At 62.1% G+C, this 26,149-nt stretch carries 17 protein-coding genes; 12 read left to right on the forward strand and 5 right to left on the reverse strand.

Annotated elements, in window-relative coordinates; genetic code table 11:
- Window positions 1–87: 87 nt before the first annotated feature.
- A complete protein-coding gene (locus ACQ7C1_RS08725) occupies window positions 88–1,179 on the forward strand; it encodes a DUF475 domain-containing protein (RefSeq protein ID WP_430957999.1) in 1,092 nt (363 codons plus the stop codon).
- A gap of 114 nt (window positions 1,180–1,293) precedes the next feature.
- On the opposite strand, the gene ACQ7C1_RS08730 is transcribed toward ACQ7C1_RS08725, so the two are convergent.
- The 5 genes from ACQ7C1_RS08730 to ACQ7C1_RS08750 form a co-directional block, all read right to left on the reverse strand.
- Window positions 1,294–1,464, reverse strand: a complete 171-nt coding sequence (locus ACQ7C1_RS08730; RefSeq protein ID WP_097597244.1) for a hypothetical protein — start codon at window positions 1,462–1,464, stop codon at window positions 1,294–1,296.
- 157 nt (window positions 1,465–1,621) lie between these two features.
- Complete coding sequence (locus ACQ7C1_RS08735) at window positions 1,622–3,139, reverse strand: tripartite tricarboxylate transporter permease (protein ID WP_011426797.1); 1,518 nt, start codon at window positions 3,137–3,139, stop codon at window positions 1,622–1,624.
- Between the two features lie 87 nt (window positions 3,140–3,226).
- Window positions 3,227–3,718: a tripartite tricarboxylate transporter TctB family protein gene (locus ACQ7C1_RS08740; protein WP_085779460.1), complete on the reverse strand. Its 492-nt coding sequence runs from the start codon at window positions 3,716–3,718 to the stop codon at window positions 3,227–3,229.
- On the reverse strand, window positions 3,715–4,659 hold the full coding sequence (locus tag ACQ7C1_RS08745) for a Bug family tripartite tricarboxylate transporter substrate binding protein (protein ID WP_221157131.1): 945 nt from the start codon (window positions 4,657–4,659) through the stop codon (window positions 3,715–3,717). The genes ACQ7C1_RS08740 and ACQ7C1_RS08745 overlap by 4 nt, the downstream gene beginning before the upstream one ends.
- Before the next feature lie 293 nt (window positions 4,660–4,952).
- On the reverse strand, window positions 4,953–5,999 hold the full coding sequence (locus ACQ7C1_RS08750) for an ABC transporter substrate-binding protein (RefSeq protein ID WP_430958000.1): 1,047 nt from the start codon (window positions 5,997–5,999) through the stop codon (window positions 4,953–4,955).
- 322 nt (window positions 6,000–6,321) lie between these two features.
- Here ACQ7C1_RS08750 and ACQ7C1_RS08755 point away from each other — a divergent pair, with 322 nt between their 5' ends.
- From ACQ7C1_RS08755 to glgA, 11 genes are all read left to right on the forward strand, one after another.
- Window positions 6,322–8,190 (forward strand): TPR end-of-group domain-containing protein, encoded by a 1,869-nt coding sequence (locus ACQ7C1_RS08755; protein WP_097597240.1) that lies wholly within the window; start codon window positions 6,322–6,324, stop codon window positions 8,188–8,190.
- A gap of 93 nt (window positions 8,191–8,283) precedes the next feature.
- Window positions 8,284–8,961 carry a response regulator gene (locus ACQ7C1_RS08760; protein WP_085779464.1) on the forward strand — a complete coding sequence of 226 codons (678 nt, stop codon included), beginning with the start codon at window positions 8,284–8,286 and terminating at the stop codon, window positions 8,959–8,961.
- A complete protein-coding gene (locus ACQ7C1_RS08765; RefSeq protein ID WP_430958001.1) occupies window positions 8,958–10,340 on the forward strand; it encodes a sensor histidine kinase in 1,383 nt (460 codons plus the stop codon). Before ACQ7C1_RS08760 ends, ACQ7C1_RS08765 begins: the two co-directional genes overlap by 4 nt.
- 110 nt (window positions 10,341–10,450) lie before the next feature.
- Window positions 10,451–13,774, forward strand: coding sequence for a DUF2126 domain-containing protein (locus ACQ7C1_RS08770; protein WP_430958002.1), 3,324 nt, complete (start codon window positions 10,451–10,453; stop codon window positions 13,772–13,774).
- 37 nt (window positions 13,775–13,811) lie between these two features.
- Entirely contained in the window at window positions 13,812–16,229 is a 2,418-nt protein-coding gene (locus tag ACQ7C1_RS08775) for a circularly permuted type 2 ATP-grasp protein (protein WP_183698714.1), read from the forward strand.
- A complete protein-coding gene (locus tag ACQ7C1_RS08780) occupies window positions 16,226–17,113 on the forward strand; it encodes a transglutaminase family protein (protein WP_430958003.1) in 888 nt (295 codons plus the stop codon). Before ACQ7C1_RS08775 ends, ACQ7C1_RS08780 begins: the two co-directional genes overlap by 4 nt.
- 114 nt (window positions 17,114–17,227) lie before the next feature.
- Window positions 17,228–18,475 (forward strand): vWA domain-containing protein, encoded by a 1,248-nt coding sequence (locus ACQ7C1_RS08785; RefSeq protein ID WP_430958004.1) that lies wholly within the window; start codon window positions 17,228–17,230, stop codon window positions 18,473–18,475.
- 275 nt (window positions 18,476–18,750) lie between these two features.
- Window positions 18,751–21,213 carry a glycogen/starch/alpha-glucan phosphorylase gene (locus ACQ7C1_RS08790; RefSeq protein ID WP_183698709.1) on the forward strand — a complete coding sequence of 821 codons (2,463 nt, stop codon included), beginning with the start codon at window positions 18,751–18,753 and terminating at the stop codon, window positions 21,211–21,213.
- Window positions 21,210–23,417, forward strand: coding sequence for a 1,4-alpha-glucan branching protein GlgB (gene glgB / locus ACQ7C1_RS08795; protein WP_097597233.1), 2,208 nt, complete (start codon window positions 21,210–21,212; stop codon window positions 23,415–23,417). The genes ACQ7C1_RS08790 and glgB overlap by 4 nt, the downstream gene beginning before the upstream one ends.
- A gap of 18 nt (window positions 23,418–23,435) precedes the next feature.
- Window positions 23,436–24,698 (forward strand): glucose-1-phosphate adenylyltransferase, encoded by a 1,263-nt coding sequence (gene glgC / locus ACQ7C1_RS08800; protein WP_085779472.1) that lies wholly within the window; start codon window positions 23,436–23,438, stop codon window positions 24,696–24,698.
- Between the two features lie 3 nt (window positions 24,699–24,701).
- Window positions 24,702–26,144 (forward strand): glycogen synthase GlgA, encoded by a 1,443-nt coding sequence (gene glgA, locus ACQ7C1_RS08805; RefSeq protein ID WP_085779473.1) that lies wholly within the window; start codon window positions 24,702–24,704, stop codon window positions 26,142–26,144.
- The last annotated feature ends 5 nt before the right edge of the window (window positions 26,145–26,149 follow it).

Genomic DNA, 26,149 nt, shown 5'->3' on the forward strand with positions numbered 1-26,149 from the left:
GCCTCGTCAGCATGCCCGTTGTGGCATGCGGCGTTTTGACAAAATCTCCACCCTCTCCAACAAGCTGTGCGGCCCCGAGGTGCGGCCATGAACCAGCCCCAGACCACTAAATCCTCGCTCGGCTATTTCCGCTGGGCGTTCATCGTCACCGCTCTCGGCCTTGTTCTCGGCGCCGTGCTTGGTTGGCAGACGACCGGCACGACCGGCGGCATGGCGACCGTCTTCTTCATCTGCACCGTGCTTGCGGTGCTGGAGATCTCGCTCTCCTTCGATAATGCCATCGTCAATGCCAACAAGCTGAAGGAGATGACGCCGGTCTGGCAGAAACGATTCCTCACCTGGGGCATCATCATTGCCGTCTTCGGAATGCGCATCGTCTTTCCGTTGGCGATCGTCGCGATCGCGGCACGGATCGGCCCCTGGGACGCTCTGGTGCTGGCTGCCCGCGAACCCGAGGAATATGCCCGCATCATGAACGATGCGCATCTGCCGATCGCAGCCTTCGGCGGCACCTTCCTGATGATGGTCGGCCTCAGCTATTTCTTCGACCATGAAAAGACGATCCATTGGCTTCGCGGCTTGGAGAAGGTGATGGCGCGCTCGGCTACCATCAGGGGCATCGAGATCGCCTTCGTGCTGGCGCTGATGCTTGTCTTCTCCTGGCTGATCGGCGGCGAGGAAGCCAGCGTCTTCGTCCATTGCGCCATCTACGGCCTGCTCACCTTCCTAGCCGTCGAGGTCGTCGGCGAGTTGCTCGACGCGTCGCAGCAGACGATGAGCGCTGCCGCCAAGGGCGGCCTCGGCGCGTTCATCTATCTGGAGGTGCTGGATGCCAGCTTCTCCTTTGACGGCGTCATCGGCGCCTTCGCCTTGACGCAGAACCTCTTCGTCATCGCAATCGGCCTCGGCATCGGCGCCATGTATGTGCGCTCGATGACCATCATGCTGGTGGAGAAGGGTACGCTTGCCGAATACCGCTACCTCGAACATGGCGCCTTCTACGCCATCCTAATCCTCGCAGTGATCATGTATGCGCAAACCCTGGTGCATATTCCCGAAGTGATCACCGGTCTCGGCGGCGCGGCACTGATCGGCCTGTCGCTCTGGTCGTCCATTCGCCACAACAGGCGCGAGCGGGCAGAAGATCACGCCGACCGGCGGGAGGAACTGCACGCCTGACGTGGCAGACAATTACGGGTCGCAACGCGCCTCAGCGTTGCGGCTACTCCGACATAAATTAAGCCCGCGACCATCCGGTTGCGGGCTGTTTCATTCCTGCATGCCTTGAGCGGCTTAGCGGATGACCTGAGCGAACGAAGCCGGATCAATGCCAAGCTCCTTGAGGTCGCGGGCGCGCGGACGACGGCCGGCTTCGACAGCGGCGCTGACGGCGTTGGCGGCGCTCAGCGCAGCAAATGCACGGCCCAGGAAGCCGGCGTGGACTGAATTGCGGATGGCGGACATTGTCCTGTTCCTCTTGCTTTATGATTGACCACTCATAGATGGCAGTGCGCTGTCGCATCTACAATGCACGGAAAATCACCGCAGCCATGCAAAAAGAAGAGGCCGGCGCATGGTTCCATGGCCGGCCTCCAGGCAGGGGTAAGGTTGTCTTTTTCTTCTAGTCTTCGTTTGCCGCCAGCTGCGACAGCACCTGGCCCCGACCGCGGATGCGCAGGATCAGCGGGATCAGGAAGGCAGCCGCCGCAACGATGAGAAGGCCTGCCGCGATCGGTGACATCACCAGCGTCGTCACGTCGCCCTGGCTGATCGCCAGCGCGCGGCGCAGTTGCTGCTCGGCCAGCGGCCCGAGGATGAGGCCGACGACGGCAGGCGCGATCGGATAGCCGAAGAGCCGCATCACATAACCGAGCAGGCCGAAGGCGAGCAGCATGCCGAGCTCGAACACGGAAGGGTTGGCGCCGATGGTTCCGAGCGTCGCAAACAGCAGGATGCCGGCATAGAGCCATGGCTTCGGAATGGTCAGCAGCCGCACCCAGAGCCCGATCATCGGCAGGTTGAGGACGAGCAGCATTGCATTGGCGATGAGCAGGCTGGCGATCAGTCCCCAGACGAGCTGCGGATTGGTGGCAAACAGGAGCGGCCCCGGCTGCAGCCCGTATTGCTGGAAGCCGGCGAGCATGATCGCCGCCGTCGCCGTCGTCGGCAGGCCGAGGGTCAGGAGCGGCACCAGCGTGCCGGCGGCTGACGCATTATTCGCCGCCTCCGGTCCGGCCACGCCTTCGATCGCGCCATGGCCGAATTCTTCCGGGTTCTTCGCCAGCCGCTTTTCGGTCGAGTAGGACAGGAACGTACCGATTTCAGCGCCGCCCGCCGGCATCGCGCCGATCGGGAAACCGATCAGCGTGCCGCGAAGCCAGGGCTTCCAGGAGCGCGACCAGTCCTGTGCATTCATCCAGAGCGAACCCTTGACCGCCTCCACCTGCTCCGCGACCCGGTTGCCCTGCGCTGCTATATAGAGCGTCTCGCCGATCGCGAACATCGCCACCGCCAGCGTCGTCACTTCGACGCCGTCGAGCAGGTCGGGGATGCCGAAGGAAAGCCTGGCCTGCCCCGTCTGCTGGTCGATGCCGACCATGGCGAGCGCGAAACCGATGAACAGCGCGGTCAGGCCTCGAAGCGCCGAATCTCCGAAGGCCGAGGAGACGGTGACGAAGGCGAGCACCATCAGCGCGAAATATTCGCGCGGCCCAAAGACCAGCGCCAGCTTGACGATGTAGGGCGCGATGAAGGCGAGCCCGAGCGTGGCGATGAGGCCGGCGACGAAGGAGCCGATCGCTGCCGTCGCCAATGCGGGTCCGCCGCGCCCGGCCCGCGCCATCTTGTTGCCTTCGAGCGCGGTGACGATCGATGCGCTTTCACCCGGCGTGTTGAGCAGGATCGACGTCGTCGAACCGCCATACATGCCGCCGTAATAGATGCCGGCGAACATGATCAGCGAGCCGCCCGGATCGAGCTTGTAGGTGGCCGGCAGCAGCAGCGCCACAGTGAGCGCCGGGCCAATGCCGGGCAACACGCCGACGGCCGTGCCGAGTGTCACGCCGACCAGCGCATAAACCAGGTTCATCGGCTGCATCGCAACCAGGATTCCCTGCCATAGGAATTCGAATGTGCTCATCTTGGTGTCCCAGGCGGCGTTCCCGTCCGTGCCTTCGCAATCGGTCGCCGCGAAAAATCAAAAGAGCTGACAGCGCGTCCCGCGCTGTCAGAAGAACAGATGTTCGAGCGGGCCGGCCGGCAGCGTCAGCTGCAGGAGCTGCGAGAAGATCGCCCAGACGACGAAGCTGAAAACGATGCCGATCGGCAGCGAGATCCAGAGCTTGCGTTTGCCGAAGCCGCGTGCGGTCAGTGCAAACAGAATACCGGTCGCAATCGAGAACCCGGCAACGCGCAGGAGCAGCATCTGGCAGGCAAGACCCGCGACGATCCAGATGACGGGCGCCACTTCTTGCTTTTCTCGTTCCGGAAACTCGCCGCGCCAAGCTTCGGCGAGGGTCCAGATGCCAAGACAGAAGAGCCCGAACGCCACCACCTCAGGCACCGTCGCCGGACCGATGCGGGCGTACTGTGCGATCGTTTTCAGATGGGTTGCATCCCAGGCCATCACACCGGCGATGGCGAAGAGAAAAACGGCAATGATGAACGCCGCCCGATCAGGGCGGCGCTCGGTTGCCGAGGAGGTCTTATCCTCGCTCATTGAACAAGTCCGATCTCTTTAAGAATGCCCTCAGTGGCGGAGACGTCCTTTTCGAGCTGCGCCTTGAAGGCATCGCCGGAAAGATAGGTATCGGCCCAGCCCTTGGTCTTCAGCGTTTCCTGCCAGGTGGCGGAGCTGTGCAGCTTCTCGAAATCGGCGGTGATCTTGGCAACTTCGTCGTCCGACAGGCCAGGGGCTGCGGCGACCATGCGCCAGTTCTGGATGCTGACGTCGGTGCCGGCCTCCTTCAGCGTCGGGGCGTCGACGCCGTCGATACGCTTGTCGCTGGAGACGGCGAGGAGACGCAGCATGCCTGCCTTCACCTGCGATTCGAACTCGCTGTAGCTCGAAACGCCTGCTGTGACCTGGTTGCCGAGAATGGCTGCGAGCGCTTCACCGCCGCCGGAGAAGGCGACATAGTTGATCTTCGTCGGGTCGACGCCGGAAGCCTTGGCAATCAGTCCTGCGGTGATGTGGTCGGTGCCGCCGGCCGAGCCGCCGCCCCAGGAAACCGAGCCCGGATCCTTCTTCAGCGCCGCGACCAGATCGGCCATGGTCTTGATGTCGGACGCGGCGGGAACGACGATGGCCTCATATTCGCCGGTCAGACGGGCAATCGGCGTCACATCCTTGAGCGTCACCGGCGATTTGTTGGTGAGGATGGCGCCGACCATGACATAGCCGCCGACGATCAACGAATTCGGATTGCCGGCAGCCTGGCTGGCAAACTGCGCAAGGCCGATGGTGCCGCCGGCGCCGGGAACGTTCTGGACCTGTACGTTGCCGGCGATCTTCTCCTGCTGCAGCGCAGCCTGCAGGGAACGGGCCGTTTGGTCCCAGCCGCCGCCGGGAGCGGCCGGCGCGATGATGGTGTAGTCGGCGGCATAGGCCGGCAGCGCGATGGCGGCTGCAAGAATGGTTGCGATGAACGTATGCTTCACGATGTGTCCTCCGTGGGCGGTTGAGCGAACCGCCTGTTATTCTCGAGTGAATCGGAAGGGGTGGCCGGCCAGCGGACGCAGTTGTCCTGAATGACGAGCGGAATGCCTCCCAAACTTCAATTCTCCGCCTCCACGGAGAAGAAGTAGCCAAAGCCACCACAACAACCTGTCATCTAGCTGACATCGGCCAGATATCCAGAAGGAGAAGCCGCTTTTTTGCCGTAATTGGGCCAGCAGCCCGCCGAAGGTGTAACAGATATTGAGGTCATGAACCGGCCGAAAGCTGGCCTTCTTCACTGTGCCCGCAGAACCTCGTTCCAGTGCGCAATCAGCCGAGCACGCTTTACCTGATCGAGATAGACCATCAGCCCGGGACTGACCGGCACCGGCCGAAGTTGGGCGCCGAGCAGTTCCTGCAGCGTATTGGCAGTGTTCTCCCCCGCCACCTCCGGGCTGACGGCCGGGATCTGCAGCTCGCGCGCCATGATCGTCTGGCCCTCCTTCGACATGAAAAAGGCAAGGTAGCGGCGGCCGAGCTCCGGCTCGGCTGCAGCCTGCGGCACCAGCCCGATGCGCGACATCACCACCGTATAGTCCTTCGGCAGCACGATGCCGACATCGGGGTGCCGCGAAGCCCAGTCGGCGGCGTAGGAACCGAGAATATTATAGCCGAGCACGAAGCGCCCGTCGGCGACGCGTTCGAGGATCGCCGAGCTAGTCGAGTAGAGCTTGACGCCGGCCGCGCCCATCGCGCCGATCACCGACCAGATGTCGCCGAATTGCTCCTGGTCGCGCGCCATGAAAAGAAAGCCGACACCGGAGCGCTCGATATCGTAGGTGCTGATCCGGCCATAGACCGCATTGCCCTTGCGCTTCAGATAGTCCACGAATTCCGCCCGCGAGCTCGGCACCGGCTCGTGCGCAAAGCTCGGCTTGTGATAGACAAAGACCGCCGGCTCGAAGGTCAGCGCATAGGCGGTATTGCGCCAGTTCGCCCATTTCGGCCAGGCAGCACTCATCGGCAGATTGCTGACCTGCGCATAGCCGTCGTTGGAAAGCTTCACCTGCAGGTCCATCGCTGAGGAAAAGGCAAAATCCGCCGTTTTGCCGCCCGCATCGGTTTCTCTGACGATCCGGTCGTAGATTTCACCGGTCAGCATGTCTTCATATCTGACCGCGACATCGGGATTGGCCTCCTGGAAACCGCGGATCATCGGCTGTGCCAAGGGCTCGTCAAGCGAAGAATAGACCGTCAGCACCGGTGCGGCGGCATCGCTCGACTTCGCCGGAAAGAAGGCTTGGTCCGCCAGGACGCAACCCGGCCAGAACGCCAGCAGCAAAATGCAAATTCTCCTCATGCAGCAACAATGCCTGAGCGCACAGAGAGGAGCAAGGGCGCTGGATCGAAGCTGCCGACCGGGAAACATCAATCCGGACAATAATGTCGCTTTCCTCAATGGGAACGGCCTCTTCACCACAAAGGATTAGCGATCAGTTCCATGCTTCACCCCTTTAGAGTATTGATGAAGAACCGCGACGATATATGGTCGCGCTGCCGCGTCAAAACGTCGAAGCCGCCCGAACTTGTTTTCGGGGACGACTCTACGCGACAAAAACTCTAGAAAAAGCTAGACTATCCTGGGAAGATCCATGGGAGGGGTCATGGAACGACGACTGAGCGCTATTCTCGCTGCGGATGTCGTCGGCTACAGCCGACTGATGGGCATGGACGAGTCAGGCACCTTGCAGGCGCTGAACCGCCATCGCTGCGAGCTGATTGACGTTCGGATTTCCGACTACAAGGGCCGGATCGTCAAACTCACCGGCGATGGCATCCTTGCCGAATTCCAGAGCGTGGTGAATGCCGTCGCCTGCGCTGCCGAAATACAGCGCAGCATGTCGGCCCGCAACGAGAACGTGCCGAAGGACGAGCGCGTTGAATTCCGCATCGGCATAAATCTCGGCGATGTCGTGGTCGAGAACGGCGACATATTCGGCGACGGCGTCAATCTTGCCGCAAGGCTTGAGCGTATCGCAGCACCGGGCGGCATCGCCGTGTCGGCCTCCGTGCGCGACCAGGTCGGCTCGCGCCTCAATCTCGGCTTCGAGTTCATCGGCGAGCACATGCTGAAGAATATCAGGCAGCCCGTTCAGGTCTACACCGTCACCTTGGCGCCACCCTCCTCCACCAGGCTGGTGGCTGAGAACCGCAATACCTGCTTCATTGCCGTGCTGCCCTTCACAAATATGAGCGGTGACGCCGATCAGGATTATTTTTCCGATGGCATCACCGAAGACATCATCACCGATCTTTCCAAGATCTCGAGCCTGCACGTCGTGCCGCGCAACACCATCTTTACCTACAAGGGCATATCGGTGAAGTTGAAGCGCCTCGCCCAGGAACTCGGTGTGCGCTATGTGCTCGAAGGAAGCGTACGCATCTTCGACAAGCGCGTACGCATCTCCGGCCAGCTGATCGACACTGCCAATGGCGACCATCTCTGGGCCGAACGTTACGACCGCGACCTTACCGACATCTTTGCCATCCAGGACGAGATCACACAGGCGATCGTCAGTCAGCTGAAGGTGCGCCTGCTGCCGGAGGAGAAGAAGGCAATCGCCAACGAACCGACGGCCAATGTCGAGGCTTATACCTATTATCTCAGGGGTCGCCAGCTCTCCCACACCTGGACAAAATCCTACCTCGAGCTCGCAAGGCGCATGTTCTGCAAGGCCGTAGAACTTGACCCTGATTATGCCCGGGCCTATGCCGGCATCGCCGATTGCGACGCTGCGATCCGCGACTGGGCGCCCGACGATGTGCCGCTGAGGCGCATTCTCGATATGAGCGCACGGGCCCTTCAGCTCGACCCCGATCTTCCCGAGGCCCACGCCTCGCATGGCTTGGCCCTGCATCAGAGCGGCCTCGATGATCGTGCGGCGGCCGCTTTCGAACGTGCCCTCACGCTCGACCCGAACCTTTTCGAGGCGAATTTCCATTACGCCCGGTTCTTCTTCATGCGCGGCAACTTTGCCAAATCCGTTCAATATTTCACCCGCGCCGCCGAAATCCGCCCTGACGACTACGTCTCGCCGATCCATCTGATGTCGGCCTACCGCTCCCTCGGCCGTCCGGTGGATACGGAAAACTGGGCACGACTCGGCCTGCTGCGCGCCGAACGTGCGCTGAATCTCAATCCCGAAAACTCCGGCCCGGCCCATCGCGGCGCGCTGGCGCTTGCCCATCTCGGCGATGCGAAGCGGGCGCGCGACTGGGCCGCCCGCGCGATCGCCATCGATCCCGACGACATTGTCGCCCAGTACAATCTTGCCTGCGTCTATTCCGTCCTCGGCGATACCGACCGAGCAATCGACCTGCTCGAGAAGCTGCTGCCGCACAGCTCCGTCTATCATATCAAATGGTTCGACAATGATTCCGACCTCGACAACATCCGCGAGGATCCCCGCTTCCGGAAATTGTTGGCGATCGCAATGACGGAACGTGAACGGGTCGAGAGGACCGGGAGCTGAAATCTCGTCCCCGGCCATTCACTTAATTTTGAAAATCGCTATGACATCGCTCGGTCACCTCTGTAATCTCCTTTGAAAACAGAGGGAACATCCGTGCGCATCCTGCTCACAGAAGATAATATCGCGTTGGCCGACGGCCTGTCGGCGATTTTGCGCGGCACGGGCCATGCCGTCGATGTCGTCCATGACGGCGCATCCGCAAATGCGGTTATCGCCGCGGAAAATTTCGATCTTGTCATTCTCGACCTCAACCTGCCCGAGATGGACGGGCTCGACGTGCTGCGCGCCATGCGCGCCCGGCAGAACCAAGCAGCCGTCCTGATCCTGACGGCGCGGGGCACGCCGGAAGAACGGGTGAAGGGTCTCGATCTCGGCGCCGACGATTATCTGATCAAACCGTTCGATATTACCGAATTCGAGGCCCGCGTACGCGTGCTGCTGCGCCGCCAGGCCGGGCTGCGTTCGGCGACCGTCGGTTTCGGCGGCATTTCCTTCGACCTCAATTCCCGCACCTTTTCATCAGGCGATACCCCGCTTGATATTCCCGCCCGCGAACTCGGCTTGCTCGAAATCCTCTTCATGCGGGCCGGCAAGGTTGTGGCCAAGGAGGCGATCATCCAGTCGCTGACGGCCTTCGACGACGATATTTCCGCAAACGCGATCGAGCAATATGTCAGCCGGCTGAGGAAACGCCTCTCGCCGCACGGCCTGACGGTCAAGACCGCCCGCGGCATCGGATACTATCTCGACAAGCTGCCCGGGGCCTCATGAAAGCCGCCTACTCCCTCAGGCGCCGGCTGCTCTTCTGGCTGCTGATCTCGACCGCCGTCATCGGCACGCTGGCGCTCGCCGATACTTATCGCGAAGCGGTCCAGACGTCGAATATCGTCTCCGACCGCGTGCTCGCCGGCTCCGCTCTGGCAATTGCCGAACGCGTCGTCGTCGCCGAAGACGGGACATTGCAGGTCGACATTCCCTATGTCGCTCTTGAAATGCTGACCTCGGCGGCGCAGGACCGGGTCTTCTACCGTGTTGACGGCCCTCCGGGTCAATTCATCACCGGCTATCAATCCCTGCCGGTCCTGAAGAAAACGCCCGGCAATGCAGCGGCCTTTGCCGACGACAGCTTCCGCGGCGAACCGATCCGCATCGCCACTCTCGAGCGCTCGGCCTCGACGGGCATCCGCTCCGTGCCCTTCGTCGTGACGGTCGCCGAAACCACCATCGCCCGTCGGCAATTGACGCAGGCGATTCTCGTACGTTCGGCGCTACGTCTCGCCTTCATGATCCTGGGCGCGGCGGTGATCGTCTGGATATCGGTCACGGTGGCGCTCCGCCCGCTCTACAAGCTCGGCGACGCTATCGGCGAACGCAGCCCTGACGATCTGCATCCGATCGAACAAACCGTGCCGAGCGAGGTCGAGCCGCTGGTCGATACGGTGAACTCTTTCATGGTCCGCCTGCAGTCGGCCCTCGATGCGCTGCGCAATTTCACCGGCAACGCCAGCCATCAGTTGCGCACGCCCTTAGCGATCATCCGCACCCAGCTCGCCCTTTCCGCCCGCGCCGGCACGCTTGATGAAGCCCAGGCGGCGGCGCTGAAGGGAGACCAGGCCGTGGCGCATGCCGAGCGCATCCTTGCTCAGCTTCTCCTGATGGCGACGATCGATGCCGCCACCGCCAAGGAGGCGCTGGCCGCCTCCGCCATCGACCTTGCGGCAATCGCTCAGGAAATCACCGGCGAGCAGATCCCGGCGGCCGCCGTCGCCGGTATCGATCTCGGCTTCGAGGGCGAAAGCCCGGCCATGATCCGCGCCGAGCCGCTGCTGATCGGCGAGATGCTGCGCAATCTCGCCGGCAACGCCATCGCCTATGCCGGCAAGGGGGCTGAGGTCACCGTCCGCATCATCGCAGCCGCCGACACGGTTCGCCTCGAAGTCGAGGACAATGGTCCCGGTATTCCCAGCGAGAAGCTGGAGGCGGTTCGCAGGCGCTTTTCGCGCGGCAATGATTCCGGCGCGCCTGGCGCCGGCCTCGGCCTGCCGATCGTCGAAGAAATCGCCAATCTTTTCAACGCCGCCCTGACGCTGGAACCGGGCGCGGGCGGCAAGGGTCTGAAGGCGGCGGTCACCTTCGCCAAAGCGGCGTAAAAGCCGCCGGGTCCTCGACGTTCGGCCCTTGCTTTCTTTCGCTGCATTGCACACACTGACTTCGGGAACAGCAAGCCGCACAATGATGCGCGCCGGATAAAAAGAGAAATATGTCGATCAAAGCCAGCATCTATCATCTGACGCATTATACCTACGACAAACCGGTCCGCCTCGGCCCACAGATCATCCGGTTGAAACCGGCCTCGCATTCGAAGACGCGGGTGCTCAGCCACTCGTTGAAGGTCACGCCCTCCAACCACTTCGTCAACCTCCAGCAGGACCCCTACGGCAATTACCTCGCCCGCTACGTCTTCCCCGATCCCGTGACCGAGTTCAAGATCGAGGTCGACCTGGTCGCCGACATGACGGTCTACAATCCCTTCGATTTCTTCGTAGAGGAGGAGGCGACCAAGTGGCCGTTCGACTATCCTGAAACCATCCGTGAGGATCTGTCGATCTACATGACACCGGAGCCCGCCGGCCCGCGTCTCAAGGCGCTGCTGCCGACGCTCGATTGGTCGCCGGGCCAGCCGACGATCGATATGGTCGTCGGTTTGAACGCCCGCCTGCAGCGGCAGATCGGCTATGTCATCCGCATGGAAGCCGGTGTGCAGACGCCGGAAGAGACGCTGGAAAACGCCAAAGGCTCCTGCCGCGACACCAGCTGGCTGCTCGTCCAGATCCTGCGCCATCTCGGCCTTGCCGCGCGCTTCGTCTCCGGCTACCTCATTCAGCTGACGCCTGACCTGAAGGCGCTCGACGGCCCCTCCGGGACCGAGGTCGATTTTACCGACCTGCATGCCTGGGCCGAGGTCTATCTGCCGGGTGCCGGCTGGGTCGGCCTCGATCCGACCTCCGGCCTCCTGACCGGCGAAAGCCATATCCCGCTTGCAGCAACGCCGCATTACCGCAACGCCGCGCCGATCTCGGGCGGTTATTTCGGCGAGGCCGAAACCGAATTCGCCTTCGATATGAAGGTCTCGCGCGTTGCCGAGCATCCGCGCATCACCAAGCCCTTCTCCGATGACAGCTGGAACGAACTCAACGAACTCGGCGAGAAAGTCGATCGTATCCTCGAAACCGAGGATGTGCGCCTCACCATGGGCGGCGAGCCGACCTTCGTTTCGATCGACGATTTTCAATCCGCCGAATGGAACACCGAGGCCGTCGGCCCGACCAAGCGCGAAAAGGCGGACGCGCTCATCCGCCGGCTTCGCACCCGCTTCGCCCCGAACGGCTTTCTGCATTACGGCCAGGGCAAATGGTATCCGGGCGAAAGCCTGCCGCGCTGGACCTTCTCGCTCTACTGGCGCAAAGATGGTTTGCCGATCTGGTCCGATGACAATCTCGTCGCCACCGAGGGCCGCAATTATGAGGTCACGGAGGATGATGCCGGTCGGCTGCTCACGGCGATTGCTGGCGAGCTGGATGTGTCCCCGGAATATGTCGCGCCGGCCTTCGAGGATCCCGCCGAATGGCTCACCAAGGAAGCGAACCTGCCGGAGAATGTCGATCCGGCGAATTCCAAGCTCAAGGACGCCGAGGAGCGCAGTCGTATCGCCCGTGTCTTCGATCGCGGACTGACCCGCCCGACCGGTTATGTCCTGCCTGTTCAGGCCTGGAACGCGCGCGCCAGCGGCCGCACCTGGACGAGCGAGAAATGGTCGACGCGGCGCGGCCGCATCTTCCTCGTGCCGGGCGACAGCCCGGTCGGCTATCGTCTGCCGCTCAATTCGCTCGCCTATATCCCGCCCTCGCAATATCCCTATATCAACCCGCTCGATCCGTTTGTGCAGCGCCCGGAACTGCCGGATTTCGCCGAGGATAGCGGGCGTCCGCTACAGTCCGCGCACTTCCAGCCCTTCACCGGCCAGCAACCGGCGGCACCTCAATCGTTGAACGAGATCGGCGGCCACGTCCGCACCGCGATTTCCGTCGAGCCGCGCGATGGCCGCCTCTGCGTCTTCATGCCGCCCACAGAAACGCTCGAAGATTATCTCGATCTCATCGCCTCGACCGAACGAGCGGCCGCCGCTCTCGGTCTCGCCGTTCACATCGAAGGCTATCCGCCACCGCAAGACGAGCGCATCAACGTCATCCGCGTCGCCCCGGATCCCGGCGTCATCGAAGTCAACATTCATCCGTCCTCGACATGGAAAGAGACGGTCGACATCACCACTGCCATCTACGAGGAGGCCCGCCAAAGCCGTCTCGGCGCCGACAAGTTCATGATCGACGGCCGCCATACCGGCACCGGCGGCGGCAACCATGTCGTCGTCGGCGGAAGCAATCCGAACAACAGCCCCTTTCTGCGCCGCCCGGATTTGCTGAAGAGCCTCGTGCTGCACTGGCAACGCCATCCCTCGCTTTCCTACCTCTTCTCCGGGCTGTTCATCGGCCCGACCAGCCAAGCGCCGCGCATCGATGAAGCCCGCCACGACAGCCTCTACGAGCTGGAAATCGCACTGGCGCAGATCCCGGCGCCCGGCCGCGGCCAGCAGCCTTTGCCCTGGCTCGTCGACCGCCTGTTCCGCAACCTCTTGATCGACGTGACCGGCAATACCCATCGCGCCGAAATCTGCATCGACAAGCTCTTCTCCCCCGATGGCCCGACGGGCCGCCTCGGCCTGGTGGAGTTCCGCGGTTTCGAAATGCCGCCGAATGCCCGCATGTCGCTGGCCCAGCAGCTGCTGGTGCGTGCGCTGATCGCCCGCTTCTGGATGAAACCGACCGACGGCAAGTTCGTGCGCTGGGGAACCTCGCTGCACGACCGCTTCATGCTGCCGCATTATGTCTGGGCCGACTTCCTCGATGTGCTGGCGGACTTGCGTCAAAACGGCTTCGATCTCAGCCCTGAATGGTTCAAGGCCCAGCTCGAATTCCGCTTCCCCTTCTGCGGCGAGGTCGACTATGAAGGATCGAAGCTGGAACTGCGTCAGGCGCTGGAACCCTGGCACGTCATGGGTGAGCAAGGCGCGATCGGCGGCACGGTTCGCTATGTCGATTCGTCCGTCGAACGCCTGCAGGTACGCTTCGAAACCAGCAATACCGCGCGCTACACCGTCACCTGCAACGGCCGCGTCCTGCCGCTGACGCCGACCGGCACGTCGGGCGTATCGGTCGCCGGCGTCCGCTACAAGGCATGGCAGCCGGCTTCGGGCTTGCATCCGGTGCTGCCGATCAACACACCTTTGACTTTTGACATTTATGATACATGGTCGAAGCGTTCGATTGGCGGCTGCATCTATCATGTTGCCCATCCGGGCGGCCGGACCTATGACACCTTCCCGGTCAACGGCAACGAGGCGGAAGCAAGGCGGCTGGCCCGCTTCGAGCCGTGGGGGCATACGGCGGGCGGTTTCATCCCGCGCGCCGAGACGGGTTCGCCGGAATTCCCGTTGACGCTGGATCTGAGGCGGCCTGCCGGCATTTGAGACCCGGGGGCAGAGGCCGAGGGTGAGGTTGGGTTTGATGGGTAAGAGACCGGCAGTGGAGCGCAGGCAAGAGGCGGAGAGCAGCATCGGCAAGGATGCGGCCTTCGGCTATGCGCCGCTTCCCGGCACCGCCGACGAGATGGTCGACAATAAAGGCACGGTCCGCCCCGTCTGGCAGCGTTTCCTCTCGCATCTCGGCGCAATGCCGGAAAAGGATCTCGCGGAGCGTTTCGCCCGCGCCGACCGCTACCTCAGAGACGCCGGCGTCTTCTACCGTGCCTATGGCAGCAAGGGAGCCGGCGAACGCGCCTGGCCGATCTCGCATATCCCGGTGCTGATCGACGAGCGCGAATGGCAGGCGCTGTCGGCAGGCCTCGTCCAGCGCGCCGACCTCCTGGAGGCGATCATTGCCGATATCTACGGCGAGAACCGACTGGTCGAGGAAGGATTCCTGCCGCCGGCGCTGATCGCCGCCAATCCCGAATTTCAGCGCCCGCTGGCCGGCATCCGGCCGGCATCCGGCCACTATCTGCACTTCTGCGCCTTCGAAATCGGCCGCGGGCCTGACGGCAATTGGTGGGTGCTGGCAGACCGCACCCAGGCTCCCTCCGGCGCCGGCTTCGCGCTTGAAAACCGCGTCGCGACGACCCGCGCCTTCTCCGACATCTATGCCGAAACGCCCGTCCACCGCCTCGCCTCGTTCTTCGGCGCCTTCCGCGATGCGCTGCAGGACATGAAACATTCAGGCGACGACCGCATCGCCGTCCTGACGCCAGGTCCTGCCAACGAGACCTATTACGAACACGCCTACATTGCCCGCTATCTCGGCTTCATGCTGCTCGAGGGCGAGGATCTCGCCGTCGTCAAGGGACGCGTGATGGTCCGCACCGTCGCCGGCCTGAAGCCGATCGGCGTGCTCTGGCGCCGCCTCGATTCGGCCTTTGCCGACCCGCTGGAGCTGAACCAGAATTCGCATATCGGCACGCCCGGTCTCGTGGAAGCGCTGCGCGCCGAAAGCGTCACCATCGTCAACGCGCTCGGCACCGGCATTCTCGAAACCCGGGCGCTTCTCGCCTTCATGCCGACCATCTGCCGGCATCTGCTGGGGCAGGATCTGAAACTGCCGTCGATTGCCACCTGGTGGTGCGGCCAGAAGGAAGAGCGCGAACAGGTCGCCAAGAACATCGAAAAAATGGTGATCGGCCCGGCCTATTCCCGTGCGCCCTTCTTCGACGACAACGGCGAATCCGTGCTCGGCTCGTCGCTGCGGGCAACGGCCAAAGATTCCATCGCCAACTGGCTGAATTCGGACGGTCAGAAACTGGTCGGTCAGGAAGTCGTCACGTTGTCGACGACGCCCGCCTGGGTGAACGGCAAACTCATGCCGCGGCCGATGTCGCTGCGCGTCTTCGCTGCCCGCACGGCAAACGGCTGGCAGATCATGCCCGGCGGTTTTGCCCGCATCGGCTCCGGCGCCGACGTCTCGGCGATCGCCATGCAGTCCGGCGGAGCAGCCGCCGACGTCTGGATCGTCAGCGACAAGCCGGTCGAGCGCCACACCCTGCTGCCGGCCGAGGGCAGCTTCACCCGCAACATGCCGGGCAGCCTGCCGAGCCGGGCGGCCGACAATCTGTTCTGGCTCGGCCGATATATTGAACGCGCCGAAGGGGCGTTGCGGATCCTGCGCGCCTGGCATGCGCGCTATGCCGAAGCCGCCGATCCGAGCCAGCCGCTGCTCGCCGACGTCTCCGCCTATCTCGCGGCCGTCGATATCGATACCGCCGAGCCCGTGCCCGAGAGGCTCCTGCGCAACATCGACAGCGCCGTCTATTCCGCCAGCAACATCCGTGACCGCTTCTCGCCCGATGGTTGGCTCGCCCTCAACGATCTCGCCAAAACCGCCCGCCGCTTTCACGCCACCGTCACTGCCGGCGATGACGCCAGCCATGCGATGACGATCCTCCTGCGCAAGCTCGCGGGCTTTGCCGGCCTCGTGCACGAGAACATGTACCGCTTCATGGGCTGGCGTTTCCTCTCCCTCGGCCGCTATATCGAGCGCGGCCTGCACATGACGCGCCTGCTCGGGCACATGTCCGGCCCGGAAGCGCCCGACGGCGCGCTCGACATGCTGCTCGAGATCGGCGACAGCGTCATGACCCATCGCCGACGCTACAACGTTAACACCGCGCGGCTGACCGTCACTGACCTGCTTGCGCTCGACCCCCTCAACCCGCGCTCGGTTCTCTTCCAGGTGAACGAGATCCATCATGAGGTCGAGCAACTGCCGAACGCCCTGATCAACGGCCAGATGTCGCCCTTCTACCGCGAGGCGATGCGGCTTCATTCCGGTCTGGCGGTAATGACGCCGGAGGGCATGGGGGTCGAGGTCTACCAGCGGCTCGAACGCGAATTGGAGCAGCTTTCCGATCTGCTCGCCCAGACCTATCTCGGGTGACGGCAGTGCTTTACGATCTATCGCTCCGCATGGGTTACAGCTACGACGTGCCGGCCTCCGGCGCTCGCCATATCATGCGCTTGATGCCGCTGTCGCTGAGCAATCGGCAACGCCTGGTCGCCGGCTCGATCACCATCTCGCCGACGCCGGACGAGCAGTCTCATTTCGTCGATTTCTTCCAACATCCCGCCACCTCCTTCATGCTGCGGACGCCGCATGAGACGCTCGACATTCGCATGCAGGCGCGTGTGCAGGTCGAAAGCCTGCCGATCGCAGCAGATTTCTCGCCGCTGCTTGCCGACTTGCCCGAGGAAATATCCGGCGTCTGGTCACTTGCGCCGGATTCGCCGCATCACTTTCTCGGCGACAGCCCGCGCCTGACGCAGACGCGCGAGATTGGCGATTACGCACGAAGCTGCGTCACGCCCCAACTGACAGCCATGCAGATCGCCCATGCGCTCTGCGCCCTCATCAATAAGGATTTCACCTACGATTCCGACGCAACCGCGGTGGACACGACCCCCCTCGAAGCGTTCAGGCTGAAGCGCGGCGTCTGTCAGGATTTCACCCATGTCATGATCCTGGCGCTTAGAAGCCTCGGCATTCCGGCCGGCTACGTCTCCGGTTTCCTGCGCACCATTCCGCCCCCCGGCAAGGAACGGCTGGAAGGGGCGGACGCCATGCATGCCTGGGTGCGGGTCTGGTGCGGCGAGACCATCGGCTGGATCGAACTCGACCCCACCAACGACATCCCCGCCGGCATGGACCACATTGTCGTCGCCTACGGCCGCGACTATTCCGACGTCGTTCCCGTCATCGGCGTGTTGAAAAGCTATGGCGGCCAGCGCGCCGTTCAGGCGGTCGACGTCATCCCGCTGAAATGATCCCAAAATTGGAAAAATTTGCCGATTCGTTAAAATTCTATTGACGCCGTAAGGACTGCGTAAAGAAGCCGCGTGCGTAAATCACCTCACAGGGTTTCCAGTTGGGTGAACATGATGAGCACCTCCATTTTGCGTCCCTGCCTGCGTCGCATGTTCAGCGATCGAGGCGGAAATTTCGGTATCATGACGGCGATCTTGGCGCCGGTTCTGCTCGGCGCTGCCGGCATGGCAATCCAGGTCGGTGATATGCTGCTCTCGAAACAGCAATTGCAGGAGGCGGCCGATTCAGCCGCGCTGGCAACTGCGACTGCTCTGGGGAACGGCACGATCCAAACCTCTCAGGCGGAAGCCTTCGCGCGGAATTTCATCGCCGGGCAAATGGCGAATTACCTGCAGGACGGCGTCGATATCAAGAACGCGACTGCCGTCAATGTCCAAACGAGTACATCGGGCGGCTCGACATCCTACCAGGTAACGGTTACACCGAGCTACGACCTCACGGTCAATCCGCTCATGCAGGCGGTCGGCTTCAGCACGCAGCATCTTTCGACGTCAAGCACGACGGTCAGTGGTCCTTCTCAGACCCCGGGCTCCAATTCCCAGGGCTCCATCTCCATGTTTCTCGCGCTCGATAAGTCAGGGTCGATGGGAGACCCTACTGAAACCGTCAACAAGGATGATCCGACGGAAACCTTCACCTATGACTGCAACCCCCACCTCAACAAGAAGGGCAAGTGGGTTTACGACACCTGCACCGGCAGCCGCACCAACTACTATACGAAGATAGAGGCGCTGAAGATGGCCGCTGGCAATCTTTTTGGCCAGCTCACCAGCGCCGATCCCAACGCCCAATACGTACGCACCGGCGCAGTCTCTTATGATATCGTTCAATACACACCCAGCACTCTTGCCTGGGGAACTGCCGGTGCCTCGAGCTACGTCAACGCGCTTCAGGCAGGAGGTGGCACCAACTCGAGCGGGGCGATGAGCACGGCGTATTCATCCTTGACGGCAAAAAATGCCGCAGGTAACGATGCCGAGGACGCCGCCCATAAGCTGAAGACCGGGCAGATACCCAAAAAGTACATCGTCTTCATGACGGACGGCGACAATAACGACGATAGCAGCGGCGGCCGTTCCTATGACACCCTGACCAGGGCGACATGTGACATCGCCAAGTCCAAGGGTATCGAAATCTATACGATCGCCTTCATGGCGCCGCCGGGCGGACAGGCGCTGCTGCAGTATTGCGCCTCCGATGCTGCCCATTATTTCCAGGCAGAACAAATGGAAGACCTCCTGGCCGCGTTCAAGGCGATCGGAGCGAAGGCTTCCACACAACTGACGCGTCTGACTAACTAGCGATACCGCCAGGTGAAATGCCGAACAAAAAGCCGCGCCGGAGCAAACCGGCGCGGCTTTTTGCTATCCCTATCCTCACATCAGATCGGGAAAGGCGATTGAAATCAACCCTCCTCAGCGAGGCGAATATGAAGGTTTCGCAAATTTTTCGTTTGTCCAAATCCTTTGTTGCAAGTGCTTCCTAACGATGCATAAACTGTCGCAAGCGCAGGCGACAAATCGATTAAATCAGGCATAACAGCCTGAAACCAAATTAAAATTGGCGAGATCTGACCATGAATACCGTTTCCAAGCCGGTTATCCCCTCTCCCGCTCCCCGCAGCTCAAGGCCGGAAATTCTCGCTGAGGAAATCATCGAACGTCTGACCTATCGCATCGGCAAGGATGCCAAGGTGGCAAAGCCGCATGACTGGCTGACGGCGACGATCCTGGTGGTGCGCGACCGTATCATCGACAAATGGATGGCCTCCACACGCGAGGTCTATGCGACCGGCGCAAAGCGGGTCTATTATCTTTCGCTCGAATTCCTGATCGGCCGGCTGATGCGCGATGCCGTGTCCAATCTCGGCCTGATGGAAGAGGTTCGCGATGCGCTGGCCTCGCTCGGCGTCGACGTCAATGTCATTGCCGGCCTGGAGCCGGACGCAGCGCTCGGCAATGGCGGCCTCGGCCGCCTCGCCGCCTGTTTCATGGAGAGCATGGCGACGGTCAATGTTCCGGCTTATGGCTACGGCATTCGTTACGTCCACGGCCTATTCCGACAGCAGATGGCCGACGGTTGGCAGGTGGAACTGCCCGAGAACTGGCTCGCCCACGGCAATCCCTGGGAATTCGAGCGCCGCGAGAGCTCCTATGAAATCGGTTTCGGGGGCTCTGTCGAATTCATCACCACCCATGACGACCAGCCGCGCTACGTCTGGAAGCCGGCCGAGCGCGTCATCGCCGCCGCCTTCGACACGCCGGTCGTCGGCTGGCGGGGAAAACGGGTCAACACGCTACGCCTCTGGTCGGCGCAGCCGATCGACCCGATCCTGCTCGATGCCTTCAACGCCGGTGACCATATCGGCGCGCTGCGCGAAAGCAACAAGGCCGAAAGCCTGACCCGCGTCCTCTATCCCGCCGACGCCACCCCTGCCGGCCAGGAACTGCGCCTGCGCCAGGAGTTCTTCTTCTCGTCGGCATCGCTGCAAGACATTCTGCGCCGCCACCTGCAGCAATATGACGATTTCACCTCGCTGCCCGACAAAGTGGCCATTCAGCTGAACGACACCCATCCGGCCGTCTCGGTCGCCGAACTGGTGCGCCTGCTCTGCGACGTGCACGGTATGGATTTCGACCAGGCCTGGGATATCACCCGCCGCACCTTTTCCTACACCAACCACACGCTTCTGCCCGAAGCCTTGGAAAGCTGGCCCGTTCCGCTCTTCGAGCGCCTGCTGCCGCGCCACATGCAGATCGTCTACGCGATCAATGCCAAGATCCTGCTCGATGCCCGCAAGGGCAAGAACTTCTCCGACAGCGAAATCCGCTCGATTTCGCTGATTGAGGAAAGCGGCGACCGCCGCGTGCGCATGGGCAATCTCGCCTTCATCGGCTCGCACTCGATCAACGGCGTCTCGGCCCTGCACACCGACCTTATGAAGGTCACGGTGTTCGCCGACCTGCACAAGCTCTATCCCGACCGCATCAACAACAAGACCAACGGCATCACGCCGCGCCGCTGGCTGCAGCAGTGCAATCCCAGCCTCACCGGTCTGATCCGCGAGGCGATCGGCGATGAGTTCCTCGATGACGCCGAAAAGCTGCGCCCGCTCGAGGCGCATGCTTCCGACCCGAGCTTCCAGCAGAAGTTTGCCGCAGTGAAGCGGGCCAACAAGGTGGCCCTTTCCAATCTCGTCGCCAGCCGCATGGGCGTGAAGCTCGATCCGTCGGCGATGTTCGACATCCAGATCAAGCGCATCCATGAATACAAACGCCAGCTTCTGAACATCATCGAAGCCGTCGCGCTTTACGACCAGATCCGCTCGCATCCGGAACTGGACTGGGTGCCGCGCGTAAAACTCTTCGCCGGCAAAGCGGCGCCGAGCTATTACAACGCCAAGCTCATCATCAAACTCATCAACGACGTCGCCCGCACCATCAACAACGACCCATCGGTGCGCGGCCTGCTGAAGGTCGTCTTCGTGCCCAACTACAATGTCTCGCTCGCCGAGGTCATGGTTCCCGCCGCCGACCTTTCCGAGCAGATTTCGACCGCCGGTATGGAAGCCTCCGGCACAGGCAATATGAAGTTCGGCCTCAACGGCGCGCTGACGATTGGCACGCTCGACGGCGCTAATGTCGAGATGCGTGACAATGTCGGCGAAGATAACATCGTCATCTTCGGCCTTAGGGCCGACGAGGTCGCCAAGGTCCGCAGTGATGGCCACAATCCCCGCGCCATTATCGAAGGCTCCCGCGAACTCTCTCAGGCGCTCTCAGCCATCGGTTCCGGCGTCTTCTCGCCCGATGACCGTAATCGCTACACGGCGCTGATCGACGGCATCTATTCGCATGACTGGTTCATGGTCGCCGCCGATTTCGACGCTTATGCCCAGGCCCAGCGCGACGTCGACCAGATCTGGACCAACCAGGCGGCCTGGTACACGAAGACGATCAACAATACCGCACGGATGGGCTGGTTCTCCTCCGACCGTACGATCAGGCAATATGCAGACGAAATCTGGAGAGCCGGATGAAAACGCCGAAAACCCTCCCTGAAGTAAAGCTTTCCTGGGAAATTTCGGCAGATGAAATCACGGCGATCCTTGCCGGCTCGCATTCCAATCCCTTTGCCATCCTAGGTGTGCACCAAGCCGGCGACGCTTTCGTTGCCCGGTGCTTCATCCCGGGTGCCGAGGAAGTGACCGCCATGACCCTCGATGGCGGCATCATCGGCGAATTGAATCAGCTCCACGCCGACGGGTTCTTCGCCGGGCCGGTTTCGCTCGCGAAGCTGCAGCCGGTGCGCTACCGCGCCCGGCGCGGTGACGCCGAATGGGCAGTCACCGACCCCTACAGCTTCGGGCCGGTGCTTGGGCCGATGGACGATTATTTCGCCCGTGAAGGTTCGCATCTGCGCCTGTTCGACAAGATGGGCGCGCATCTCATCAAGCATGACGGCGCGCAGGGCATCCACTTCGCGGTCTGGGCGCCGAACGCCCAGCGCGTTTCCGTGGTTGGCGATTTCAACGGTTGGGACGGCCGCCGCCATGTGATGCGCTTTCGCGCCGACAGCGGCATCTGGGAAATCTTCGCTCCCGATGTGCCGCTCGGCGTCGCCTACAAGTTCGAGATTCGCGGCCACGACGGCGTGTTGCTGCCGCTGAAGGCCGATCCCTTCGCCCGCCGCAGCGAGCTCAGACCCAAGACCGCCTCGATCGCCGCTGCCGAGCTGGAGCAGGTCTGGGAGGATGAGGCCCATCTGAAGCACTGGCGCGAAACCGACAAGCGCCGACAGCCGATCTCGATCTATGAGGTGCATGCCGGCTCCTGGCAGCGCCGGCAGGACGGCACCATGCTGTCCTGGGACGAACTTGCCTCCAGTCTCATCCCCTATTGTGTCGACATGGGTTTCACCCATATCGAATTTCTGCCGATCACCGAGCATCCCTACGACCCCTCCTGGGGCTACCAGACGACCGGCCTTTATGCGCCGACCGCCCGCTTCGGCGAGCCGGAAGGCTTCGCCCGCTTCGTCAACGGCTGCCACAAGGTGGGCATCGGTGTCATCCTCGACTGGGTACCGGCGCATTTCCCGACCGACGAGCACGGCCTCGGCTGGTTCGACGGCACGGCGCTCTACGAGCACGAAGACCCGCGCAAGGGCTTCCATCCGGACTGGAACACGGCGATCTATAACTTCGGCCGCACCGAAGTGGTTTCCTATCTGGTCAACAATGCTCTCTACTGGGCCGAGAAATTCCATCTCGACGGCCTGCGCGTCGATGCCGTCGCCTCGATGCTCTACCTCGATTATTCCCGCAAGCACGGCGAATGGATTCCGAATGAATATGGCGGCAACGAGAACCTCGAAGCGGTCCGCTTCCTGCAGGACCTCAACATCCGCATTTACGGCCAGCACCCCAACGTCATGACCATCGCCGAAGAATCGACCTCCTGGCCAAAAGTCTCGCAACCCGTGCATGAAGGCGGGCTCGGCTTCGGTTTCAAATGGAACATGGGCTTCATGCATGACACGCTGAGCTATATGAAGCGCGACCCGGTGCACCGCAAACACCATCATAACGAGCTCACCTTCGGCCTCCTCTATGCCTATTCGGAAAATTTCGTCCTGCCGCTGTCGCACGACGAGGTCGTTCACGGAAAGGGCTCGCTGATCGCCAAGATGCCGGGCGATGACTGGCAGAAGTTCGCCAATCTGCGCGCCTACTACGCTTACATGTGGGGCTATCCCGGCAAGAAGCTGTTGTTCATGGGCCAGGAATTCGCCCAGTGGAGCGAATGGAGCGAGGATCGGTCGCTCGACTGGAACCTGCTGCAATATCGTATGCACGAGGGCATGCGGCGCCTGGTGCGCGACCTCAACTTCACCTATCGCAGCAAGCCCGCCCTGCATGAGCGTGACTGCGAGGGCGACGGCTTCGAATGGCTGATTGCCGACGACGGCGAGAATTCCGTCTTCGCCTGGCAACGCAAGGCGCCGGGCCAGAAGCCGATCGTCGTCATCACCAACTTTACTCCCGTCTACCGCGAGAACTACTTGTTACGCCTGCCTTCCGCAGGCCGCTGGCGGGAGATTCTGAATACCGATGCCGACATCTATGGCGGTAGCGGGAAGGGCAATGGCGGGCGCGTGCAGGCCGTCGATGCCGGCGGCAATATCACCTGCTCGATCACGCTGCCGCCCTTGGCGACAATCATGCTTGAACCTGAAAATTAAGACTGGTGGGAGGAGAAAATGGTAGAGAAGCGTATTCAGCCACTTGCCCGCGACGCAATGGCTTACGTTCTGGCGGGCGGCAGGGGGAGCCGTCTCAAGGAACTCACCGACCGGCGTGCCAAGCCCGCCGTCTATTTCGGCGGCAAGGCACGCATCATCGATTTCGCGCTGTCCAACGCGCTGAATTCGGGCATTCGCCGCATCGGCGTCGCGACGCAATACAAGGCGCATTCGCTGATCCGTCACATGCAGCGCGGCTGGAACTTCTTCCGCCCGGAGCGAAACGAAAGCTTCGACATCCTGCCTGCATCGCAGCGCGTTTCCGAAACGCAATGGTATGAAGGCACCGCCGACGCCGTTTATCAGAACATCGATATTATCGAGGATTACGGCGTCGAATACATGGTCATTCTCGCCGGCGACCATGTCTACAAGATGGACTATGAATACATGCTCCAGCAGCATGTCGATTCCGGCGCGGACGTGACGATCGGCTGCCTGGAAGTGCCGCGCATGGAAGCGACCGGCTTCGGCGTCATGCATGTCAACGAAAAGGATGAGATCTTCGCTTTCATCGAAAAGCCGGCGGATCCCCCCGGTATTCCCGACAAGCCGGATTTCGCGCTCGCCTCGATGGGCATCTACGTCTTCCACACCAAGTTCCTGCTCGATGCGCTGCGCCGCGACGCCGCCGACCCGACGTCGAGCCGCGATTTCGGCAAGGATATCATCCCCTATATCGTCAAAAACGGGAAGGCCGTCGCCCACCGCTTCGCCAAATCCTGTGTCCGCTCCGATTTCGAGCACGAGCCCTACTGGCGCGACGTCGGCACGATCGACGCCTACTGGCAGGCCAATATCGATCTGACGGCCATCGTCCCGGAGCTCGATATCTACGACAAGTCCTGGCCGATCTGGACCTATGCCGAGATCACCCCGCCGGCGAAGTTCGTCCATGACGACGACGACCGCCGCGGTTCGGCCACCTCCTCGGTTGTGTCAGGCGACTGCATCATCTCAGGCGCCAGCCTCAACAAAAGCCTGCTCTTCACCGGCGTCAGGGCCAATTCATTTTCCAAGCTGGAAGGGGCGGTCATCCTGCCGAATGTGAAGATCGGGCGGCGGGCGCAACTCAAGAACGTCGTGATCGACCATGGTGTCGTCATTCCGGAAGGGCTGGTCGTCGGCGAGGATCCCGAACTCGACGCCAAACGCTTCCGGCGGTCGGAAGGGGGCATCTGCCTGATCACCCAACCGATGATCGACAAGCTGGATATCTGACGTATGAAAGTTCTTTCGGTTTCGTCCGAAGTCTTCCCCTTGATCAAGACAGGGGGTCTGGCCGACGTGTCAGGTGCCCTGCCAATTGCTCTGAAAGCCTTCGGGGTCGAGACCAAGACCCTCCTGCCCGGCTACCCCGCCGTCATGAAGGTCATTCGCGACCCTGTCGTCAGACTCGAATTCCCGGACCTGCTCGGTGAGCGGGCGACCGTGCTCGAGGTTGAACATGAGGGTCTCGATCTGCTCGTCCTCGACGCGCCCGCCTATTACGAGCGGCCGGGCGGTCCCTATCTTGATCCGCTTGGCAAGGATTATCCCGACAATTGGCGCCGTTTCGCCGCCCTGTCGCTTGCCGCTTCCGAAATCGGCGCCGGACTGCTGCCCGGCTGGCGGCCGGATCTCGTCCACACCCACGACTGGCAGGCGGCGCTGACCTCGGTCTACATGCGCTATTATCCGACCCCGGAACTGCCGAGCGTGCTGACCATCCACAACATCGCCTTTCAGGGCCAGTTCGGCCCGGAGATTTTTGCCGGTCTGCGTCTGCCAGGTCATGCCTTCGCCATGGACGGCATCGAATATTACGGCACCGTCGGCTTCCTCAAGGGCGGCCTGCAGACTGCCCATGCGGTCACGACAGTCAGCCCCACCTATGCCGACGAAATTCTGACGCCGGAATTCGGCATGGGGCTCGAAGGCGTCATCGCCACCCGCATCGACGATTTGCACGGAATCGTCAACGGCATCGACACCGATGTCTGGAATCCGGCGACCGATCCCGTCGTCCACACCCATTACGGCCCGACGACGCTGAAGAACCGCGAGGAAAACCGCCGCTCGATCGCCGAGTTCTTCCACCTCGACAATGACGATGCTCCGATCTTCTGCGTCATCAGCCGCCTCACCTGGCAGAAGGGCATGGATATCGTCGCCAACGTCGCCGACCAGATTGTCGCCATGGGCGGCAAACTCGTCGTGCTCGGCTCCGGCGAAGCAGCGCTCGAAGGCGCGCTGCTTGCCTCCGCCAGCCGCCATCCCGGCCGGATCGGCGTTTCGATCGGCTATAACGAACCGATGTCGCACCTGATGCAGGCCGGCTGCGACGCCATCATCATTCCGTCGCGCTTCGAACCCTGCGGCCTCACCCAGCTTTACGGCCTGCGTTATGGCTGCGTGCCGATCGTCGCCCGCACCGGCGGATTGAACGACACCGTGATCGACGCCAATCACGCCGCACTTGCGGCGAAAGTGGCAACCGGCATACAATTCTCACCCGTGACCGAAACGGGCATGCTACAGGCAATCCGCCGTGCGATGCATTTTTACGCGGACCGAAAACTCTGGACCCAATTGCAAAAGCAAGGCATGAAATCGGATGTCTCCTGGGAGAAGAGCGCCGAACGCTACGCTGCCCTCTATTCAAGCCTCGTCTCGAAAGGCATGTGACCTAA

The sequence above is a fragment of the Rhizobium sp. Nf11,1 genome (genome assembly GCF_050587665.1).
In the GTDB taxonomy this organism is placed as follows: Bacteria; Pseudomonadota; Alphaproteobacteria; order Rhizobiales; family Rhizobiaceae; genus Rhizobium.

Coding starts and splice junctions, on each gene's coding strand:
- ACQ7C1_RS08725 (WP_430957999.1), top strand. CDS start 88: ATGAACCAGCCCCAGACCACTAAATCCTCGCTCGGCTATTTCCGCTGG.
- ACQ7C1_RS08730 (WP_097597244.1), bottom strand. CDS start 1,464: ATGTCCGCCATCCGCAATTCAGTCCACGCCGGCTTCCTGGGCCGTGCA.
- ACQ7C1_RS08735 (WP_011426797.1), bottom strand. CDS start 3,139: ATGAGCACATTCGAATTCCTATGGCAGGGAATCCTGGTTGCGATGCAG.
- ACQ7C1_RS08740 (WP_085779460.1), bottom strand. CDS start 3,718: ATGAGCGAGGATAAGACCTCCTCGGCAACCGAGCGCCGCCCTGATCGG.
- ACQ7C1_RS08755 (WP_097597240.1), top strand. CDS start 6,322: ATGGAACGACGACTGAGCGCTATTCTCGCTGCGGATGTCGTCGGCTAC.
- ACQ7C1_RS08765 (WP_430958001.1), top strand. CDS start 8,958: ATGAAAGCCGCCTACTCCCTCAGGCGCCGGCTGCTCTTCTGGCTGCTG.
- ACQ7C1_RS08770 (WP_430958002.1), top strand. CDS start 10,451: ATGTCGATCAAAGCCAGCATCTATCATCTGACGCATTATACCTACGAC.
- ACQ7C1_RS08775 (WP_183698714.1), top strand. CDS start 13,812: ATGGGTAAGAGACCGGCAGTGGAGCGCAGGCAAGAGGCGGAGAGCAGC.
- ACQ7C1_RS08785 (WP_430958004.1), top strand. CDS start 17,228: ATGAGCACCTCCATTTTGCGTCCCTGCCTGCGTCGCATGTTCAGCGAT.
- ACQ7C1_RS08790 (WP_183698709.1), top strand. CDS start 18,751: ATGAATACCGTTTCCAAGCCGGTTATCCCCTCTCCCGCTCCCCGCAGC.
- glgB (WP_097597233.1), top strand. CDS start 21,210: ATGAAAACGCCGAAAACCCTCCCTGAAGTAAAGCTTTCCTGGGAAATT.
- glgC (WP_085779472.1), top strand. CDS start 23,436: ATGGTAGAGAAGCGTATTCAGCCACTTGCCCGCGACGCAATGGCTTAC.
- glgA (WP_085779473.1), top strand. CDS start 24,702: ATGAAAGTTCTTTCGGTTTCGTCCGAAGTCTTCCCCTTGATCAAGACA.